This window comes from Cytophagaceae bacterium ABcell3 (genome assembly GCA_030913385.1).
In the GTDB taxonomy this organism is placed as follows: domain Bacteria; phylum Bacteroidota; class Bacteroidia; order Cytophagales; family Cytophagaceae; genus ABcell3.
Genome location: CP133159.1, coordinates 3,121,532 through 3,140,089 on the forward strand (window position 1 = coordinate 3,121,532; position 18,558 = coordinate 3,140,089).

General features: G+C 37.7%; 18 protein-coding genes. 16 read left to right on the forward strand and 2 right to left on the reverse strand.

The genetic code is table 11. The features are described from left to right. Positions 1 to 482 precede the first annotated feature (482 nt). From RCC89_12625 to RCC89_12680, 12 genes are all read left to right on the forward strand, one after another. Positions 483 to 2,732 carry a glycoside hydrolase family 9 protein gene (locus RCC89_12625; protein WMJ74001.1) on the forward strand — a complete coding sequence of 750 codons (2,250 nt, stop codon included), beginning with the start codon at positions 483 to 485 and terminating at the stop codon, positions 2,730 to 2,732. A 377-nt stretch (positions 2,733 to 3,109) separates the two neighbouring features. Then, positions 3,110 to 4,183 carry an ISAs1 family transposase gene (locus RCC89_12630; protein WMJ74002.1) on the forward strand — a complete coding sequence of 358 codons (1,074 nt, stop codon included), beginning with the start codon at positions 3,110 to 3,112 and terminating at the stop codon, positions 4,181 to 4,183. 105 nt (positions 4,184 to 4,288) lie between these two features. Continuing rightward, entirely contained in the window at positions 4,289 to 4,783 is a 495-nt protein-coding gene (locus tag RCC89_12635; protein ID WMJ74003.1) for a hypothetical protein, read from the forward strand. A 19-nt stretch (positions 4,784 to 4,802) separates the two neighbouring features. Further along, a complete protein-coding gene (locus RCC89_12640; protein WMJ74004.1) occupies positions 4,803 to 5,171 on the forward strand; it encodes a hypothetical protein in 369 nt (122 codons plus the stop codon). Positions 5,172 to 5,385: 214 nt separating this feature from the next. After that, entirely contained in the window at positions 5,386 to 6,108 is a 723-nt protein-coding gene (locus RCC89_12645) for a hypothetical protein (protein ID WMJ74005.1), read from the forward strand. Positions 6,109 to 6,143: 35 nt separating this feature from the next. Beyond that, complete coding sequence (locus tag RCC89_12650; protein WMJ74006.1) at positions 6,144 to 7,199, forward strand: hypothetical protein; 1,056 nt, start codon at positions 6,144 to 6,146, stop codon at positions 7,197 to 7,199. A gap of 137 nt (positions 7,200 to 7,336) precedes the next feature. Continuing rightward, positions 7,337 to 8,554 carry an ISL3 family transposase gene (locus RCC89_12655; GenBank protein WMJ74007.1) on the forward strand — a complete coding sequence of 406 codons (1,218 nt, stop codon included), beginning with the start codon at positions 7,337 to 7,339 and terminating at the stop codon, positions 8,552 to 8,554. A gap of 78 nt (positions 8,555 to 8,632) precedes the next feature. Further along, on the forward strand, positions 8,633 to 9,163 hold the full coding sequence (locus RCC89_12660) for a hypothetical protein (protein ID WMJ74008.1): 531 nt from the start codon (positions 8,633 to 8,635) through the stop codon (positions 9,161 to 9,163). A 42-nt stretch (positions 9,164 to 9,205) separates the two neighbouring features. After that, positions 9,206 to 9,712: a Crp/Fnr family transcriptional regulator gene (locus RCC89_12665; protein WMJ74009.1), complete on the forward strand. Its 507-nt coding sequence runs from the start codon at positions 9,206 to 9,208 to the stop codon at positions 9,710 to 9,712. Between the two features lie 57 nt (positions 9,713 to 9,769). Further along, the gene (locus tag RCC89_12670; GenBank protein WMJ74010.1) at positions 9,770 to 10,333 is read left to right on the forward strand and encodes a DinB family protein; all 564 of its coding nucleotides are present in this window, start codon (positions 9,770 to 9,772) and stop codon (positions 10,331 to 10,333) included. Between the two features lie 514 nt (positions 10,334 to 10,847). Next, positions 10,848 to 11,738: a formate/nitrite transporter family protein gene (locus tag RCC89_12675; protein ID WMJ74011.1), complete on the forward strand. Its 891-nt coding sequence runs from the start codon at positions 10,848 to 10,850 to the stop codon at positions 11,736 to 11,738. 494 nt (positions 11,739 to 12,232) lie between these two features. Beyond that, complete coding sequence (locus RCC89_12680) at positions 12,233 to 12,814, forward strand: hypothetical protein (GenBank protein ID WMJ74012.1); 582 nt, start codon at positions 12,233 to 12,235, stop codon at positions 12,812 to 12,814. Positions 12,815 to 12,827: 13 nt separating this feature from the next. On the opposite strand, the gene RCC89_12685 is transcribed toward RCC89_12680, so the two are convergent. Then, complete coding sequence (locus RCC89_12685; GenBank protein ID WMJ74013.1) at positions 12,828 to 13,340, reverse strand: hypothetical protein; 513 nt, start codon at positions 13,338 to 13,340, stop codon at positions 12,828 to 12,830. Continuing rightward, the gene (locus RCC89_12690; GenBank protein ID WMJ74014.1) at positions 13,340 to 13,951 is read right to left on the reverse strand and encodes a HupE/UreJ family protein; all 612 of its coding nucleotides are present in this window, start codon (positions 13,949 to 13,951) and stop codon (positions 13,340 to 13,342) included. Before RCC89_12690 ends, RCC89_12685 begins: the two co-directional genes overlap by 1 nt. Positions 13,952 to 14,171: 220 nt before the next feature. Between RCC89_12690 and hisA the strand changes: the two genes are divergently transcribed. The 4 genes from hisA (at position 14,172) to RCC89_12710 (ending at position 18,553) form a co-directional block, all read left to right on the forward strand. Then, positions 14,172 to 14,894, forward strand: coding sequence for a 1-(5-phosphoribosyl)-5-[(5-phosphoribosylamino)methylideneamino]imidazole-4-carboxamide isomerase (gene hisA / locus RCC89_12695; protein WMJ75659.1), 723 nt, complete (start codon positions 14,172 to 14,174; stop codon positions 14,892 to 14,894). 30 nt (positions 14,895 to 14,924) lie between these two features. Continuing rightward, on the forward strand, positions 14,925 to 15,680 hold the full coding sequence (gene hisF / locus RCC89_12700) for an imidazole glycerol phosphate synthase subunit HisF (protein WMJ74015.1): 756 nt from the start codon (positions 14,925 to 14,927) through the stop codon (positions 15,678 to 15,680). After that, a complete protein-coding gene (gene hisIE / locus RCC89_12705) occupies positions 15,677 to 16,276 on the forward strand; it encodes a bifunctional phosphoribosyl-AMP cyclohydrolase/phosphoribosyl-ATP diphosphatase HisIE (protein ID WMJ74016.1) in 600 nt (199 codons plus the stop codon). Before hisF ends, hisIE begins: the two co-directional genes overlap by 4 nt. Before the next feature lie 222 nt (positions 16,277 to 16,498). Continuing rightward, positions 16,499 to 18,553, forward strand: coding sequence for a WG repeat-containing protein (locus tag RCC89_12710; protein ID WMJ74017.1), 2,055 nt, complete (start codon positions 16,499 to 16,501; stop codon positions 18,551 to 18,553). The last annotated feature ends 5 nt before the right edge of the window (positions 18,554 to 18,558 follow it).

An 18,558-nucleotide genomic window follows, 5' to 3' on the forward strand; every position in this document is an offset into this window, starting at 1 on the left:
AGCCCTGGGGACTACCCAACTCCCCAATAGAATGGACAGCATTTTGAAGGTTATGTATAAAACTAAAATTCCTATATCAGTACCCTTCCAGGTGAAAAAAACTCTTGGAGGGTACTAAATTTTTCAATCAACACTAACCATCACTATTACATATAATCATATAACACCAAGCTAACCAATTAGCAAACTATCCTATCGTAAACTTTTCTTAAACATTTTTTTCAGAATCGTGTTAATTCCTTCGTTTCAATGACTAAATATAAGTTTGAAGGAACCTATACTGTTCCAGCTCAAAAAATTAAAGATAAAGGAACTTTTTTCGCATATTTCAAACCAAATGAATATCTGGAACGAATATTGCTTATAAAAACCTAGAAAAGTTCAAAAGTTGTATTTTAATTTCAATTCGGACATAAAATTCACTAACTTTAACTTTATTGTAAAAAGTACAATAACTGAAAAATAAACAATAAACTCACATTATGAAATCAAAATTAGCATGTGCTTTATTAATGCTGGCACCTTTTGTTTCAGATGTACAGGGGCAGAATGTCTTGAACAACCCTGGCTTTGAAGAAGAAGGTGGCTGGAACCACTGGGGTGCAGAAAGAATCAACAAGGGGCATACCGGTGATTATGCGTTGAAAATTAGCAACCTGGACTTTAAATGGAGTGGTACAGATCAAATGATCGTAATGCCTGAAGGAGTCAAAACATTGACTGTTTCTGGTTATATGAAAGTTGATTCGGTAGTAAGAGGCAACAAGCCTTGGGAAAAAGCAAGGATTGCCGTTGAATTCTATGACGAGGACAACCACCAAGTAGGAGGCTTTCTTCCTGTTGTAGCTGAATCATTTGGTACCCGTGAATGGAAACATTACGAAAGGGTTTACCAAGTGCCTTCTAAAGCTTTTAGTGCCAAAGTGCAACTAGCACTGGGTAACGCAACTGGAACTGTATATTTCGACGAAATTAAAGCAGTGCTAAAAGACCCTGAAGAGAATGTATTAGAGGCAGGCGTCATTAAGCCTGAACCTCCAAAACCAGAAGATTTTATCAGACTTAACCAGTTAGGATATTATCCACACGGTCCTAAAAAAGCGGTAGTCGTTTCTTCTGATGCGAAAAAATTCAAGGTTATTGATGCCGAGACCAACAAAAAGGTATTTAAAGGCAAACTTGATAAAAAAGGAGTATGGGAACACTCTGGTGAAGATGTTAGCCATGCTGATTTTTCTAAGCTTACCAAACCAGGAACATATTACATAGAAGTACCAGGTTTAGCAAACTCTCACCCATTCAAAATAGCTGATAATATAGCATTGGAAATGGGTAAGGCTAGTTTGAAGACCTTCTACTTCCAAAGAACAGTAATTGATCTTGATGAAAAATATGCTGGAAAATGGGCTAGGAAAGCAGGTCACCCTGATAAAGAAGTACTAGTACATGCTTCTGCGGCAACTGAAGAAAGACCTGAAGGAACAAAAATTTCTGCACCTTTCGGTTGGTACGATGCAGGTGACTATAACAAGTATATCGTAAACTCAGGTATCACTACTTATACTATGTTGGCGCTTTATGAGCACTTCCCTGAGTTTGCTGCTAACATTGATGTAAACATCCCAGAAAGCGACAATGACATCCCTGACCTTTTGGATGAAACATTGTATAATATCAGATGGATGCTTGCTATGCAAGACCCTAATGACGGTGGAGTTTACCATAAATTGACCAATCCTAACTTTGATGGGGAAATCATGCCTCACGAAGCTAAGGAACCAAGATATGTAGTGAAAAAATCTACCGCTGCTACATTGGATTTTGCTGCAGTTATGGCAACTGCTTCAAGGATTTTCAAAAACTATGAAAAGCAACTTCCAGGTTTTGCAGACTCTACTTTAGCAGCAGCTAAACAGGCGTATGAATGGGCTAAGAAAAACCCAGAAGAGTACTACGACCAAAACGAAATGAACAAGAAGTTCAAGCCTGCTATTGTTACTGGTGAATATGGTGACAAAAAAGTAAGTGATGAGTTCCAATGGGCTGCTTCTGAGCTTTATATTGCCACAGGAGATGAAGAGTACTACAAAGCAGCTAACATCGTTGCTACATTAGACAGTTTTGCTGTTCCAGCATGGCCAGAAGTAAATACCTTGGGCTTGATTTCCCTTGCTAACCAAGGAAGCAAAATCAAAGACGCTGATGCTATTAAAGGCAGAATCGTTGCGCTAGCGGATGAGCTGAAAAACCATGCTGCAGAGTCTGAATTTGGTACGCCTATGGGTATCGAAAAAGGAAACTTTGTATGGGGAAGTAACTCTTTTGCTACCAACCAAGGCATTGTACTTATTCAGGCATACAGATTGACTAAAGATCCTGAGTACTTATATGCTGCCATTGCCAACCTTGACTACATTTTAGGTAGAAACGGTACAGGTTATAGCTACGTGAGTGGTTTTGGATCTAAGCCTATGAAAAATCCTCACCACCGTCCTTCTCAGACTGACGGAGTTAAAGAGGTGATTCCTGGATTTATGACTGGCGGGCCTAACTATGAGCAGCAAGACAAATATGCATGCATGAAGCCTTACCCTTCTAAGCTTCCTGCAAAATCTTATCTTGATGAAGAGTGTAGTTATGCAGCTAACGAAGTAGCCATTAACTGGAACTCTCCGTTAACTTATATGACCCTTGCAATTGAAGCTCTTATGGCCGAAAAAGCTAAAAAGTAAGCTTTAATCAACTTATAATAAAAAAAGAGGCTGGATATTTTCAGCCTCTTTTTTTTATGCCTGCTTTGTCTGAAAAGTATTACGCTACATAAACAGACTTCTCACCAGTTATTAAAATGTAACTATCCAGGATCGGCAGGGCTGACGCATTTAGACTTTAGGGTGTAAGGAACTGCCTTACAGGGCGTTCCGTAAGTCTCATAACCTTTATTGGGTTTATTTAATTTATGGGTGCCTTACGGGGCACTGACGATACAAATATAATAATTTTTTAATTGATAATCAGTGTTTTATTATTTTTGGCTTGACTTTTTTCTATATAGAGAACTCCATTAAAAAATTCAGTTTCCGATTCATTTGTTCGTATCTTTGGCACTGTGTCAGAACCAAGAAGAACCATCAAAGGCAATTTCAAATATCCGCTGCAGGAGATCCTGTTTCTGTGCGTAAGTGCCGTTGTCAGCAATGCGGGGGACTGGCATGAGATTGTTACATTCGGCAAAGAAAAAATTGAATGGCTACGTAAATTTTTCCCTTACCGTAACGGTGTCCCTTCGCACGATACCCTGGAAAGGGTATTTGCAAAGATAGTACCGGATGAGTTTGGCGAGTGTTTTGTAGAGTGGGCATCAACCATGTTCAGGCCAGTCGAAAACGAGACAATCAATATTGACGGGAAGCGAATCCGTGGATCGTATGACAGCAGAAAGGGCGCCAATGCATTGCACATGGTATCGGCTTATGCCACCGCTAACCATCTTACCCTCGGTCAATTGGCCGTGCCAGACAAAAGCAACGAGATCACAGCCATCCCCAAGCTTCTGGATATGATAACTGTTGAAAACACAACAGTGACAATAGATGCCATGGGCTGCCAAAAAGATATTACGGAAAAAATAATCCGGAAAAACGGTGACTATGTAATTGCTGTAAAGAACAACCAGAAAGAGCTATTCCAGCAAATAGATAGGGTATTTGAAAAACAGGGGGTTGCAGATGTGCACAAACAGATAGACACGGGACATGGCAGGTTGGAGAGCCGCACCTGCAAACTGATAAATGACCTGAGGTTCATAGATGCAGCACATCAATGGTGCGGCATAAAGTCAGTGGCAAGGTTAGAGTCAGAGCGCTATAACAAGCTTACAGGAAAGCAGGAGCAACAGGTGAGGTATTATATAAGCAGCCATGACAAGACCGCTGAATGGCTTAACGGTACAATACGCAACCACTGGGCAATTGAAAACAAGCTGCACTGGAGCCTGGATGTGGTTTTTGGGGAAGATAGTTCCAGAAGAAGAAAGGGGTATACAGCACAAAACTTCCACATCTTGAATAAAGTGTCCCTGATCTTGCTACAAAAACATAAATCTAAGGAAACAAAGCCAAAAAAAAGGTATAAAGCAATATTCAACGATGCTTTTAGGGAAGAAATTTTAGATGTTTTCTAAATGCGTTAGCCCTGCCAGGATCGGTGCTTTAACAATAATTGTGTACTGAATAATTTATATTGTCGATAAAAATACTTAAGTTTGGTTAGAACTATAATAACTCCAATGACAAAGAAACTAACATTCATTGCATTTACCTTATTTGTATTATATAGCTGTGGTACTAGCAGATACGAGTTTTGGGATATTGAAAAGTTCAATATTGATGATAAAGCCTTGGAAGAATATGAGGAAGTGAAAATTCTATATACAAGCCGTGGTCCAGGCAACAACAAAAAGATGAGCTATTATATCCATTTAATTGCTGTTTCTCAAAAATCAGGCGACACCGTCAACATTCTTACCACTGCTGATAACGGGCTAAAACTAGAAGATAAAAATAAAGTGTTTAACTTTTTCACTGAAGATAATATTGCATCGAAAATCATGCAGATGGATCCAGATGACATTGAAGACATTAAAAGCCTTGAAGATATTGAAAGCCAACCGTCAAAAACCATCAGTAAAGTGGCAAGAGACCCTGAATTTGACGAAGTAGCAGATAACAGCTATCCTACTATAAAAGGCTCAATTGGCACCTATGTGCCTAACCAGGAATAAAAGGCCTAAGGTACCGTCAATGCAGAAAAAGGCGAAACAAACACACGGAACAACTGAGCATGTCTTGGACAGTAGGCGAAAAATAGCCTTTGGTAAGACCTGCTTTAGTATAGTTAGTAGTGAAGGTTGCCACAAAGATGAAAGGTTTTACTACAGTGATATTAAAGCAGTTAATTATTGTCACACTAAAGTTAACTGGTTTAAGTCAGCAGTTAAGTTCATTCTACTGTTGTTTTTTGAATCATATGGCAATCCTGTTTCTGGGGAAAGCAAGAAGTTAGAGATAATATTCAAGAGCGGAACAAAAAGATTTTTGTTTTTAGAGCATACCCACAAAGATGTTATAGAAAGTTTGAGAAAGGAGCTGTTTACCCGAGTTTCAGGCTAAAACAGTTTTTAGGTTTTCTGGCAAAAGTTGCTCATTGCAAGAGTATAAAACTTACCAAACAAAAGTACACTGCACTTATCGAAGAAAGTTGTTGGGAAATCGATATTTTAGAAATATTTTAATATTTTCAAAATCCATTGCTACACGTTAATCCCGGAGGGGGGAAGGAGGTATTTGTGTTGTTGGTCTGGCTGGGTCATATTTAATTAGTATCATGAACAAACTACTTGCTTTATTGGCAATCACATTTTCCATCAGCTGTACAGGGCAAAATAAACCTGAAGCAAAAGCCGATATAGTCACATTGGCACATTCACCTTTGGATACAGCAGCCTCTTTTTTAAGAAAAGACTATACTCTTTATTCATATATTCCAGACAAGTTTCCTCGCAATGGAGGAACAGAGTTTTGGTTAGTTCCGAAAGATAGCACTGACAAATTTACGATAAATGCATCTAACTCAATGGTAATAAAATCTACTGAAGGAATAAGAGTTTGTGTTGTACCAGCAGACGATAACTTCAAGCTAAGTATTTTTAAAAATGATCTTTTAGCTGAAGAGATAAGTTTTAACGTAATTGATTTTGAAGAGCCTAAAATTTCCGTTTACTCAGAACAAGAGTTGGCAAAGAATAGCTTAAGTCACAAAAAGGATTCGGTCCTGATTAAGATTGAGCAACCTAACCTAAAATATAAAAGGGTTTACCCAAAAGATTGTCGTTATACTTCTGATAGCTTAGTTATTTCAGTTGTTAGGGATGGAAAAACAATAGGAAAATTCACTACGAAAGAAGGAAAAGTTTCACTACTCAATTTTAACCTTCAGAAAAATGACAGTTTTCATATTGAAGCTTTTAACGTACAACGCAAAAACTTCATAAACCAGTTGTTTCCCGTAGTACATAAATTAGAAGCTGATTACCAAATATCACAATAAAACTATTACGCAATATTTTTTATAAACTTTCACTCATGAAAAGTCATTTAAGATTATTAATGTTTTTGCTCACCATACTAGTCGCTTGTAATGAGCAACATAAAGACAGTTCTCAAAATGTAGAGGAGCAGGTAACAGTTCCGAAGGAGCCTAAAGTTGATCCCAAAGAAGAATTGCTAAAACTTGTAAACCTTTGGAGTCGTTTTGATAGTTCAGGCCAAATTTTAAAAACAACGGCATCTAAGCCTTCAGAGGTTGTAGGAAGAGAAGGGACAGTTATAAAAATTAACCCTTCGGACTTAACCACAAAAAGCGGAAATCCATTGGGTAAGGTCATTGAAGTTGAATTAAAAGAGTTGACCAACCAATTTGACCTTTTACAGTCAAACACACCAACAGTTTCCAATGGTGACCTATTGGTTTCAGGAGGAGCTTATTACATCAACTTAACCTCAAATGGGGAACCATTGAAATTAAAGGAAAACAAGAAACTAAAGGTACAGTTTCCCATAAAATCTGATGAAGAAATGCAACTTTTTTATGGCACACGTGATTCATTGGAACAGTTGAACTGGGAAGAGGCTAATGAAAGTTTGAAATTTCCTCAAGAAACAGAGGCTGTAGCAGCAGATGAGGATGTTACAGAAGATTTCTTAATAAATGGTGGCCTTACTTATGATACGGCTACCGAAAAAGCAAAAGAAAATCACAGACGTTTATCCAAAAAACTATATGAAGAAACAGGAATATCCAAGTTAGGGTGGATAAATGTAGACAGGTTTTTAAAAATGAAAAATAGGACAAATTTAACTGTACAGTTCAATGATTCTGATAGTTTGAGCTTTGTTAATACATTTGTAATATTTGAAGACATAAACAGTGTGATTCAATCTTTCTTTATTACAGGTCAAAATAAAGAAAATAGCTTTACAATACCGATAGGCAGTAAAGTTCATGTGATTTCATATTCAACAAAAGACGAAACCATTCTGGCATCGTCACTAAAAACAGTTGTTAAAGAGAATCAAAAAGTAACCTTACCTATGAAAGTCGTCAATGAGCAAGAGTTAGTTTCCTTGATGAAGAAATAGCAGAAGAAGCCTTAGTATGTCTAATTGGACCTATGTCATATAAAACCATATCAAGTTTTGAATGTCAAAATTGTACTTTATGTAGGGTCTATATGATTTACTGTGGAAAGGTGATATAATGTAGTTATTTTTACAAAATGAACAGTATCGAAATATTTCAATTGGCTTTGCAGTTAACAAAGCCTTGGTCGGTAACCGATGTTAGGTTTCAGGAAGCATCCAATGGTAAACAAGAACTTCATATAACCATTAGCTTTGAGCGTGGTTTCGTATTTGAACCAGAAAGTAAAGTTCATGATACTCAATATAGGACTTGGCGTCACCTCAATTTTTTTGAACATGAATGTTATCTTCATTGCAAAGTCCCTCGAATCAAAACAACGGATGGAAAGGTAAAAACCGTGGAAGTGCCGTGGGCTAGAAAAGGAAGTGGTTTTACTTTGTTGTTTGAGGCTTTTAGCATGGCTTTGATTGAGCGAGAGATGCCCGTGAACAAAGCAGCTGATTTAGTGAATGAGTACCCACAGCGCATATGGAATATATTTAACTACTGGATACAAATTGCCTATCGGGCAGATGATCAAAGCTCGGTGACCCAATTGGGTATTGATGAGACTTCTGTAAGAAAAGGACATGATTATGTGACCGTAGCAGCAGATTTGGCTACTCGCCGTGTGATTCATGTTACTCCAGGCAAGGATCGGCACACTATCGGAAGAATTAAAGACCATTTAAAAGCAAAGGGTGTTGAACATCTGTCAATTACCGACGCATGCATTGATATGTCTACAGGTTTTATCGCAGGCATGCTCGAACATTTTCCTAACACCTCGGTAACATTTGATAAATTTCATGTAGTCAAACTGCTTAATGAAGCTATGGACGATGTACGTAAGCGAGAAGTCCGAGAACACTCAATACTTAAAGGACACAAATACACGCTATTAAAGTCCACACACAAACTTAGCGCTAAACAGAAGCAGGACCGGCAGGTACTTATTGAACTGTTACCAACTATTGGGAAGGCTTATCGGTTAAAGACCTTATTTCAGAGCTTTTGGGAGTTTAAAACAAAAGAAGAGGGCTCTGCTTTCTTGGCTTACTGGTGTGACCTTGTTGAAGAGGAAGGCTTGTATGCCTTCAAGAAGTTTGTAAACACAATAAAGTCCCACTGGCAAGGAATTACCAATTATGTCGAGTCCCAGATTGCCAATGGTGTCATGGAAGGGATTAACAGCAAAATACAACTAGCTAAAAGAAGAGCTCGTGGATATCGGAATATTACAAATTTTATCAACATGATTTACTTTATTTCCTCTAAATTGAAATTCAATTACCCACAGTATTCCACATAGGGCCTTTATGTAATTGTTGGTGTATTAATAATTTCTTGCCGAAAAAGCAAAGAATCACAAGTGGTACTACAACAAGCAATGGATATATATTATTTAACAAAGCTTGAAGATAGTATTAGAATTGACAGTTCTTTGGCATTAACAAACAAAGCATTGGCCTTAGATGGTCGTAACATATCAGCCCTTCAACATAAAAACACACTTCTATTTTTACGAAAAGACATAAACGAATTGCTGCAAGTAACTGACAAACTCATTAAAATCAGCCCTGAGAGGCCATTTTACCTTGGGAAAAAAGCTTTATTCCTAGAATTAGCAGGAGACTCTTTAAATGCCGTAAAATATTATCAAAAAGCTATTGATAAATATCGAGAGTACCTGAGTTCTGACACAGTAAATTTTGACCTAATGTTGGAGTATGTTGGAGTATTAGAAGCTTCGGGCCACATTTTGTTGGCGGAGAAAACATTGAGTGAAATGAAAAAAATGGACCTACAAGATTATCAAAATGAAATTATCGACCTCTATAAAAAACAAAAATTATCAAAAAAACAGCTTATTAAATATTGGAATGGTGAAATTCAATTTAACGAAATTGAAGGAAACTAAAGCTTTTTAAAAAAGGAACTTATCTATGATACACCACAGACAATGAAAGAAGTTGTTGAACTTGCTAGCAAAACCATAACCATCGGCAGAAATGGTTTTTTGAAGACCAAGGGAAGTATTGATACCAATGTTTATTATATAGAAAGCGGGAGTGTAAGGATTTTTATAGGGGATAATGGTACAGAGCAAGTAATTAGGTTTGGCTATAAAGGAAATCTAATCGTTTCGCTGGATTCTTTTTTAACCGGAAAACCTTCTGATTTATGTATTCAAACCATAAAAAAAACAGTATTAAAAGTTATTCCCAAAGAGTGCTTTGATAGTTTTCTGGAAACCGAAGACAACAGGTCATTATGGACTAAGGTGTTAGAAAACATGGCTCTGGAGCAAATGGAACGGGAGATAGATATTTTAACAACATCTCCCAAAGAAAGGTATGAACGTATTTTAAAAAGAAGCCCTCAGCTATTTCAGGAAATCCCCAATAAACATATTGCAAATTATTTAAGAATGAGTGCCGAAACACTTTCACGACTAAAAAAGTCTTGACTTTGATCAAGGATTATAAAACTTACTTTTGACATCTTGCATAAAAACAAAAAACATATGCAAGCAGAGAAACTAATAGATTCCCTTATTGAGCAAACACAGAAGGCCCTAGGTCAAGTTGAAAAGCTTAAAAGTATTGATATACAAACACTAACATGGAAACCCGACGAATCTTCCTGGAATATATTAGAATGTTTGGAACACCTAAATTTATATGGTAAATTCTACCTGCCAGAAATCGAAACCAGTATACAAAAATCTAATAGTAAAGAAGAAGCTGAGTTCAAAAGTGGTTTTCTAGGCAGCTTTTTTGCCAAAAGCATGTTGCCCAAAGATAAGCTGAACAAAATGAAAACGTTCAAAGACAAAAACCCATTGGACGAAAAGCTTGACAAAAGTGTCATTGATGTATTTATTAACCAGCAAATTATACTTTTGCAACTGCTCAAGCAGTCTAAAAGTGTCAGTTTAAGTAAAGTGAAAATTAGTATATCAATATCAAAGCTGATCAAACTGAAGTTGGGAGATACATTTCAATTTTATATAAACCACATTTTAAGGCACTTAAAACAAATTGAGCGTATTCAGGTGGAGGAAGAGATATACAGAAAAAAAGATTAACAGCCACTGCACCAAAAGGAATGTGAGGCTTTTTTTAGTTTGACCTTTTAACGGGATAAGTTACTCCAAACCGCTCCACTTCAAGCTATATGTCTACGCAACGTAGCACAATACAGCTTTCCTACATTTTACTTGCCCTCTCTAAACCCCCTATGGTAAATAATGCTTGTTGAAAACGCTGCATCTAACTAGGTAAACTTACGTAGTTGCGTAAAATCTACACATAAACACACAACTTTTAAGATAATACATTACTCACAAAACGGCGCTTGTAAAAATACTACAAAATACTTATTTGCAGGTGTTTAATTATTGACCCCAAATAATTAATAGGTAAAAAAACCTATACTTATACTCTTTAACAAAGTAATTAACTTAAATTTTTTACGTAGATTTTTTACGTAATTTTACGTAATTAAAAAATCTTTATATATATTTGCCAATAACATTAAGGTAAGCCACCAGAAAAGGGGCAGGTAAAGTCAAACCAGTTTAAAAACTAAAATAAAACACGATGAAAGAAGAAATTGTTTTTTCCAACACGTCTTATCTGAAACCATCAGAACTAGTTACCAAAATGATTGATGCCGGGCAATCCAAGGTGTTGATGTCCACCAAAGACACTTTGATCAGGTCTTTTATGGCTGGAGGTATTTTAGCACTTGGAGCAGTATTTGCAACTAACGTTACTTATCAAACAGGCTTCCCGATCATTGGTGCACTCCTGTTTCCTGTTGGGTTTTGCATGCTATACCTCTTAGGGTATGATTTGCTTACAGGTGTTTTTGTACTTTCGCCTTTAGCACTTTTGGACAAGCGTCCGGGTGTAACCGCCAAAGGTGTTTTAAGAAACTGGGGTTTAGTTTTTACTGGAAATTTCCTGGGGGCATTTACGGTTGCGCTAATGATGAGTATCGTCTACACATACGGGTTTACAGATGACCCAAGTCCTGTAGGTAAGGTTATTGCATCTATTGGTGAAGCGCGAACATTGGGATATAAAGAACATGGTGCGGGAGGAATGTTAACGCTCTTCACAAGAGGTGTACTTTGTAATTGGATGGTATCTACCGGAGTAGTTATGGCTATGGTTTCAACTTCTGTAGGTGGAAAAGTAATTGCCATGTGGATGCCTATAGCTCTCTTCTTCGCTATGGCCTTCGAACATTCGGTAGTTAACATGTTTTTGTTTCCTGCTGGTTTGATGATGGGTGGAGAATTTTCTGCAATGGATTACTTGGTATGGAATGAGATACCTACTGTTTTAGGAAACTTAGCTGGTGGTATCACCTTCACTGGATTGACTATGTATGCTACACATAGACCGAAGGCCCTGAAAAAACAATCGCAGAGAGCCTCCTTCAATTCCACCATTAAAAAAGAAACACTGGTAGCCCAAAACTAGTATTTCCTATAAAAAGCCTTAGCTTTTATTAAGCTAGGGCTTTTTATTTTCCTAGAGCCTCCCAATCCCCCTAATTACAGCTTTGCAGAAAAAGGCTTACTGTTGGCTAATTCTGAAAACCATTCTCCCTTTTAATTTATTTATCCCTTCTTTTTAAGTATCCCCTAGCTATTAAACCTTCAAGAGCTTGTTCACTTCCTAGTTAATACTTTATTGTTCTGTTTTAGAGCAAGTCGCTGATTAAAGCTTATTCTTTCCAAAAAAATAATTGCTACGCTCTTTCGTTAGAATAACTCATCCTTGAATATGCAATAGAACTTTCTATTACATAGCAATTCGACCCCAAAATGCTGATTTATTGTTGCTTTGCACCTTATGACGAAACCTATCGCATATTTAGATTACACTTATGGAAGGAAACAGGGGGAGAGGGAAGGAATTAAGAAAATAGAAAATCAGTGAACGTTTAAGCGGAATTTTACATTAACCATTTCATGAAGTTGAATAAGTACTATCCTAAAACACTGGAAAAAGCAGTTCTTCAAAGTTTGTCCCATTATCCACAGCTCAAACAAACCGAGATCCACTTTAAACTAGTTTCTCCCATAGGAAGCTCTGTAATGCAGGCGCAACCATTGCCAAGAACTATATTTGAACCTAACCATAAAAGGGCTTATATCATTAAGATTTCTGAGACTTTTAACATGGACGGGCAAACCTTCAGTATCCATGAGATGCCTTACAATGTGCTATTAGGTTGGCTTGGTCATGAGTTAGGTCATGTAATGGACTACCTAAACAGGTCGTTGTCCTCCTTGGCTGTTTTTGGTTTAGGATACGTTTTTTCGGGAACATATATGAAAAAAGTAGAAATGGAGGCAGATAGATACGCAATTGCCCATGGCTTGGGAGAGTATATAGTTGCAACCAAAAAGTTTATTCTTAACCATAAAGATTTTACGGATACATATAAAAACAAAATCCGTCAATTTTATCCGTCTCCAAAAGAACTTGCTCAACTAATAAACCTATATGAGCGAAAGCAAGCATTCCAGCATATTGCCAAAGAAGCTTAAACTATAAATGAACTTAAAGACTAAGGCTGTCTTTAGTTTTCTTCCTATCAAATTTTATTGTACGTTTTACCTGGTCATTGATATTAAGGTGAAACATATTTACCTGGTCTTTAAAACTGGCCAATAGGATCGTATTCTGAACAGAAACAGTTTTAATAAGCTTATGGTCGACTGTGGAAGTTTCAAACCAAACAGCCAGTCCCATATAGCCTTTGTCTTCTACTTCTTTGAACACTAGCTGCTGCGACTTCCCATTGAAGTCAATAGAAAAGTGTTTGTCAAAATAATCTATGTACGCTTTCCTGGTTTGTTTGTTTTCACGTGTTTTAAACACATCTATATCGGGAAATCCATATTTTTTCTGAAGCTCATATTCAAAATCATCCTGAAAAATAGTATGGCTAATTTTAAAGACTTTTTTACCGGGATCATACTTAACAGAAGTATACGCCATCTTTAGAGGGTGGGTACCTACCTGAAAAGACAAAACCAGCAGCAATAAAACACAAAGAACAGCTTTTTTCATTAGAATAATGCTTCCATAATCATCATAACAGACAGGCCAGCACCGGCACCAGAGAAAAATACGTTCCACTCACGATGAACTACCTTAAAAAACTTTGTTGCAACATATAACAGTATCATAAACACTATCACAACCGTAATCTGTCCCAACTCTAAACCTGAGTTAAAAGCAAACAGTTGTTTGAGGATGCTATTTTCTTCCCCCATTAAAAACCGGAAATTACCTGCAAAGCCCAAACCGTGAATGAGACCAAACGAAAGTGCTATCACGTAGTTTACAGCAACTTTTTTATCAAAGGTTTTTTCTGTCAATGTATTATCTTTTCTCCGAACGATATTGGCAATGGCAGTTATTAAAATGGTAACAGGTATTAACGTTTCTACCAACTCAGGAGATAGCACAATATAGTTTAATGAAGATAAGGCCAAGGTCAATGAATGGCCAATGGTAAAAGCTGTCACAATGACCAAAACCTTCCGCCATTCATGATAAGTAAACAACGCACATAAAGTCATGACAAACAAAAGGTGGTCATAGGCTTTAATGTCAATAATATGGTCCCAGCCTATCATTAGGTAATCAACAAATTCCGCATCAAAAAAACTGCTCATGAAAACTATACTTTAATATTTTGATCAATATGTTGCTTAACAAACGAAAAAGATAAAAAGATTTTCAAGAAAATGAAGTATTTTTAACGAGGAGAAAAGAATTAAGAGAACACCTAACACAGATTACGAAACCATAAAACCAGCGAAAGGGGTTTATTTCCTTTTTAACGTTTCTTTTTAATCCCTTTTTGCGTTTATTTGTATTTTCCCAATTATTATGATTGAAATAATACCTGCAATTGACATTATTGATGGTAAGTGCGTAAGACTTACCCGTGGTGATTTTAACCTTCGGACAGATTACAGTGAAAACCCTCTTGAAGTTGCCAAGGCTTTTGAAGGTGCCGGCATAAGGCGTCTGCATTTGGTCGACTTAGATGGAGCTAGGCAAAAAAAGATAATAAACAGCAAGGTTTTAGAAACTATAGCTTCTCAAACAAGCCTAAAAGTTGATTTTGGCGGTGGTTTACAATCTGACGAAGATGTTGAACTAGCTTTTAACAGTGGCGCTTACCAAATTACCGGAGGTAGCATTGCAGTCCGTGACGAAGAAATGTTTTCCAGATGGATTACAAAGTTCGGTATTGACAAAATTATCCTTGGGGCAGATGCTCAAAACGGAAAAATAGCTGTAAGCGGCTGGCAAGAAGTGACAGAGATCGGTGTCATGGATCTCATTAGAAAATATTGTGAAAAATATGGGCTACGATACATTATCTGTACAGATGTAGCCAAAGACGGATTATTGCAAGGGCCATCATTCCAGCTTTATAAAGACATTATGGATGAGTTTCCTTATGTAAACCTAATAGCCAGTGGTGGGGTAACGACCAAAGATGATATCAAAAGGCTAGAGGAGGCAGGTATATACGGAGCTATTGTTGGCAAAGCGTTTTATGAGGGGAAAATTTCACTTGAAGACCTTGCGGAATTTTCTTCTTAAAATTTACTTATAGAAGTTATAAAGCTAAATATGCTTACTAAAAGAATCATTCCCTGTCTTGATGTAAAAGACGGCAAAACAGTCAAAGGGGTCAATTTTGAAAACCTTAGGGATGCCGGAGACCCAGTAGAACTAGGGAAGCTGTATGCTGACCAAGGCGCTGATGAGCTCGTATTTCTGGACATAAGTGCCACCAATGAAAAAAGAAAAACCCTTTCTGAACTTGTTAGGAAAGTTGCCAGCGAAATAAATATTCCCTTCACGGTAGGAGGGGGCATATCTTCTGTTGAAGATGTTTCTGTTTTGCTCAATGCAGGAGCCGATAAAGTATCTATTAACTCTTCGGCAGTAAAGAACCCTGGGCTTATTGATCAATTAGCAAAAGCCTTTGGAAGTCAATGTATAGTAGTAGCCATTGATACGAAAGTGTACGAAAATACACATAAAATTCATACCCATGGTGGCAAAAAACCAACAGACATTGACACTTTTGAGTGGGCAAAAGAGGTAACTGACCGTGGCGCCGGAGAACTGCTGATAACCAGTATGGACCACGATGGTACTAAAGCTGGCTTTGCCAATGAAATTAACGCTCGCATATCAAGCTCGGTTCCGATTCCTGTTATTGCTTCGGGGGGTGCGGGAAATATGGAACATTTTGCCGAAGCTTTCTCCAAAGGTAAGGCCGATGCAGCCTTGGCCGCAAGTATTTTTCATTTTAGGGAAATTGGCATTCCAGACCTCAAAAACTATCTTTCTAATAACAATATTCCGGTAAGGATATGAATATAAATTTTTCAAAAGACGGAAGTGGCTTAGTACCGGCCATTATACAAGACATTAACACTCGTCAGGTACTAATGACTGGCTATATGAACGAAGAGGCCTTAGAAAAAACCAAAAGTGAAGGAAAGGTAACTTTCTATAGCCGTAGCAAGCAGCGGCTTTGGACAAAAGGCGAAACTTCCGAAAACTACCTTTTGGTAAAGGAAATACTAGGGGACTGCGATCATGATGCTATTCTTATAAAGGTACATCCGCAAGGCCCGACATGCCATACAGGTAGTGATACTTGCTGGAATGAAAAAAATGAAGGAAAAGCTTACTTTATCGAGCACCTCAAAAATGTAATCAGGAAACGCAAAGAACAACCTGATGAAAAGTCTTATACCAGTTCTCTGTTTGCCAAAGGAGTCAATAAAGTGGCGCAAAAGGTAGGCGAGGAAGCTGTAGAATTGGTCATTGAAGCCAAAGATGACAATAAAGACCTGTTCCTTGGAGAAGCTGCCGATTTGCTATTCCACTACCTTGTACTCTTAGAGCAAAAAAACATTGACCTGGACGAGGTGATGGACGTATTGATAAAAAGACATGGCAAATAGCCCTTATAACTAAAGCAGGCAACCGATGCTTGCTTTAGTTTTCACCCTCCCAATTTTCCCATAACATGCAATAAGATCTCAAACATTCCGAGTTTTATTAACTTCACTTCCTCTGCATGTCCAAAGTTTTTCTTTTTTCCCAAACTCTTTATATTTGACCTTTTGACACGAATAACCTGAAGCAACAATCAATAATCAGGTTAGTAATTCCGTTTTTTGTTTATGATACAGATTCGTAATAAAGCAAAAGTATTTATATTGGGCTTCGGCCTTTTTTTTACCTTTTCGGCCAATGCACAAAGAGGAAGCAATTGCCCAGAAGACTTGGTACCCAAGTATGGGAGCAATAGGCAGTGGGGATATGCCAACCTTTTAGGACATTGGGTCATAGAACCCATATACACCAAAGTGTCGCCCTATATCGGCAATATGGCCATTGTGCAAAAGGGTAAGTTGTCCGGAGTTATTGACTGTGACGGAAAAGTGGTCCTTCAGCCCAAGTACGAGAAGGTGTCTAACTATAGGTATGGTAAAGCTTGGGTGATGAAAGATGGTTTATGGGGCTTGGTCGATGATAAAGGAAGAGAGCTAATGCCGCCAAGGTATGCAGAAGTTAACCAAGTACCGTATACCGAACTTAGCTGGGTTAGGAGGGGAGACCTGTGGGGACTTTTTAATGAGGAAAAAGGCAACTTTATATGCCAGCCACAATTCCCTTTTGTACAGGTACTATCCAGCGGATCTACACTGATCAAAATGGATGAAAAATTTGGTATTCTTAACCATGTTAACTGCAAGTACCTATACGAGCCGGAAATCGAAAGCATCAAAAAAGTAGGAACCTATACCTATGCCATCAAAAAAGGTGATCACTATGGACTGATCAACCATATTGGAAAGAAAGTAGCGGCAGTAGTGTTTGACGACATCGAAAGGATCGATAATGAATTGCTGATTCTAAAAAAAGAAAACCAATATGGCATGAGTACCATGACTGGCGACACCTTGCTGCCTGTTCAGTTTGATGCGATTGGAAAGCTCAGTGAACATTATATCTCTGTATCAAAAGATGGAAAACATGGGTTTGCCAACCGTTTAGGTAGGCTTCTTATAGATCCTGTATACGAAGAAGCCACTGATTTTAAAAATAAGCGCGCTATTGTAAAAAAAGATGGAAAATATGGGGTAATCAACCTCAAGAATCAGTTTGTCATTAAACCGGAGCACAGAGAAATAAGCAGGAACAGTTCTGGTGATATATTCTTTGTCCCAGCGAGTCAATCAACTTTCTATATCTATGACAAGAGTGGTTCAAAGCTTAGCGCTGATGCTTATGAAAAAATTTATGAAGAAGATACCATAACATCTATGCGTGTAGTGAAAGATGGGCAAATACGTTTTTTAGATCTCGTTGCTCAAAATTACTTGAGCGATGACAGTTATGAAGACGCATCTGCTTTTGAAGATGATTACGCATTAGTTAAAATAGATGGCAAGTGGGGTATGATAAACCGCGCAGGGGAACTGTTGCTTCCGGCCGAATATGATCAAGCAACTTTCGAATACTTCCTCCAGAAATTGGTAATAAAAATTGAGAAAGATGGAAAAGAAGGCATTGCTGAAGTATCAGGAAAAGTAGTTGTTCCAGCAGAATACGATATGATAGCACCGGCTTTGCCCAATTATTTAAAGGTAAAGCAAGGAGGTAAATATGGTATTATCAGAACTTCGGGCAATGTGATAACCCCCATGCACTTTGACTACCTGAGCAATGCTATAGAAGATCAAGGACAGCCTGCATGGCCAGCAATTGCGAAAAAGAAAAACAAATATGGGCTGGTCAATGAGCGGGGAGAGGAAGTGCTACCAATCAAAGCAGTTGATATTCACTACGCAGGAGAAGGATATTTTGCTGTAAAGCAGAAGAAAAAATATGGACTGATGAACTCGAGGTGTACCAATGAGTACAAAGCTGATTACGATGCTATAGGCACGTTTTCCGATGGATTGGTGCCTGTGAAAAAGAAAAATAAATGGGGTTACCTGAATACTAGGACAGACTTGAAAATACCGGTTCAGTTTAAAGAAGCAGGTATGTTCCAAGATCATATGGCCGTAGTGCAAAAAGGTAAAAAATGGGGGGTAATAGACACTTCAGGAAAATTTATAGTGGATGCAGACTATGAAAGCTTTGAAGAAAAAAATGGCGAACGGCTCCTTTATAAAGACGATAACGCTTTTAAGTTACAAGAAGACGGGAGTCTGCAATCATTATAGTAAAA

What these genes read in the sequence shown, in the direction of transcription:
- RCC89_12625 (WMJ74001.1), top strand. Translation starts at nt 483, where the DNA reads ATGAAATCAAAATTAGCATGTGCTTTATTAATGCTGGCACCTTTTGTT.
- RCC89_12635 (WMJ74003.1), top strand. Translation starts at nt 4,289, where the DNA reads ATGACAAAGAAACTAACATTCATTGCATTTACCTTATTTGTATTATAT.
- RCC89_12640 (WMJ74004.1), top strand. Translation starts at nt 4,803, where the DNA reads ATGCAGAAAAAGGCGAAACAAACACACGGAACAACTGAGCATGTCTTG.
- RCC89_12645 (WMJ74005.1), top strand. Translation starts at nt 5,386, where the DNA reads ATGAACAAACTACTTGCTTTATTGGCAATCACATTTTCCATCAGCTGT.
- RCC89_12650 (WMJ74006.1), top strand. Translation starts at nt 6,144, where the DNA reads ATGAAAAGTCATTTAAGATTATTAATGTTTTTGCTCACCATACTAGTC.
- RCC89_12655 (WMJ74007.1), top strand. Translation starts at nt 7,337, where the DNA reads ATGAACAGTATCGAAATATTTCAATTGGCTTTGCAGTTAACAAAGCCT.
- RCC89_12660 (WMJ74008.1), top strand. Translation starts at nt 8,633, where the DNA reads ATGGATATATATTATTTAACAAAGCTTGAAGATAGTATTAGAATTGAC.
- RCC89_12665 (WMJ74009.1), top strand. Translation starts at nt 9,206, where the DNA reads ATGAAAGAAGTTGTTGAACTTGCTAGCAAAACCATAACCATCGGCAGA.
- RCC89_12670 (WMJ74010.1), top strand. Translation starts at nt 9,770, where the DNA reads ATGCAAGCAGAGAAACTAATAGATTCCCTTATTGAGCAAACACAGAAG.
- RCC89_12675 (WMJ74011.1), top strand. Translation starts at nt 10,848, where the DNA reads ATGAAAGAAGAAATTGTTTTTTCCAACACGTCTTATCTGAAACCATCA.
- RCC89_12680 (WMJ74012.1), top strand. Translation starts at nt 12,233, where the DNA reads ATGAAGTTGAATAAGTACTATCCTAAAACACTGGAAAAAGCAGTTCTT.
- RCC89_12685 (WMJ74013.1), bottom strand. Translation starts at nt 13,340, where the DNA reads ATGAAAAAAGCTGTTCTTTGTGTTTTATTGCTGCTGGTTTTGTCTTTT.
- RCC89_12690 (WMJ74014.1), bottom strand. Translation starts at nt 13,951, where the DNA reads ATGAGCAGTTTTTTTGATGCGGAATTTGTTGATTACCTAATGATAGGC.
- hisF (WMJ74015.1), top strand. Translation starts at nt 14,925, where the DNA reads ATGCTTACTAAAAGAATCATTCCCTGTCTTGATGTAAAAGACGGCAAA.
- hisIE (WMJ74016.1), top strand. Translation starts at nt 15,677, where the DNA reads ATGAATATAAATTTTTCAAAAGACGGAAGTGGCTTAGTACCGGCCATT.
- RCC89_12710 (WMJ74017.1), top strand. Translation starts at nt 16,499, where the DNA reads ATGATACAGATTCGTAATAAAGCAAAAGTATTTATATTGGGCTTCGGC.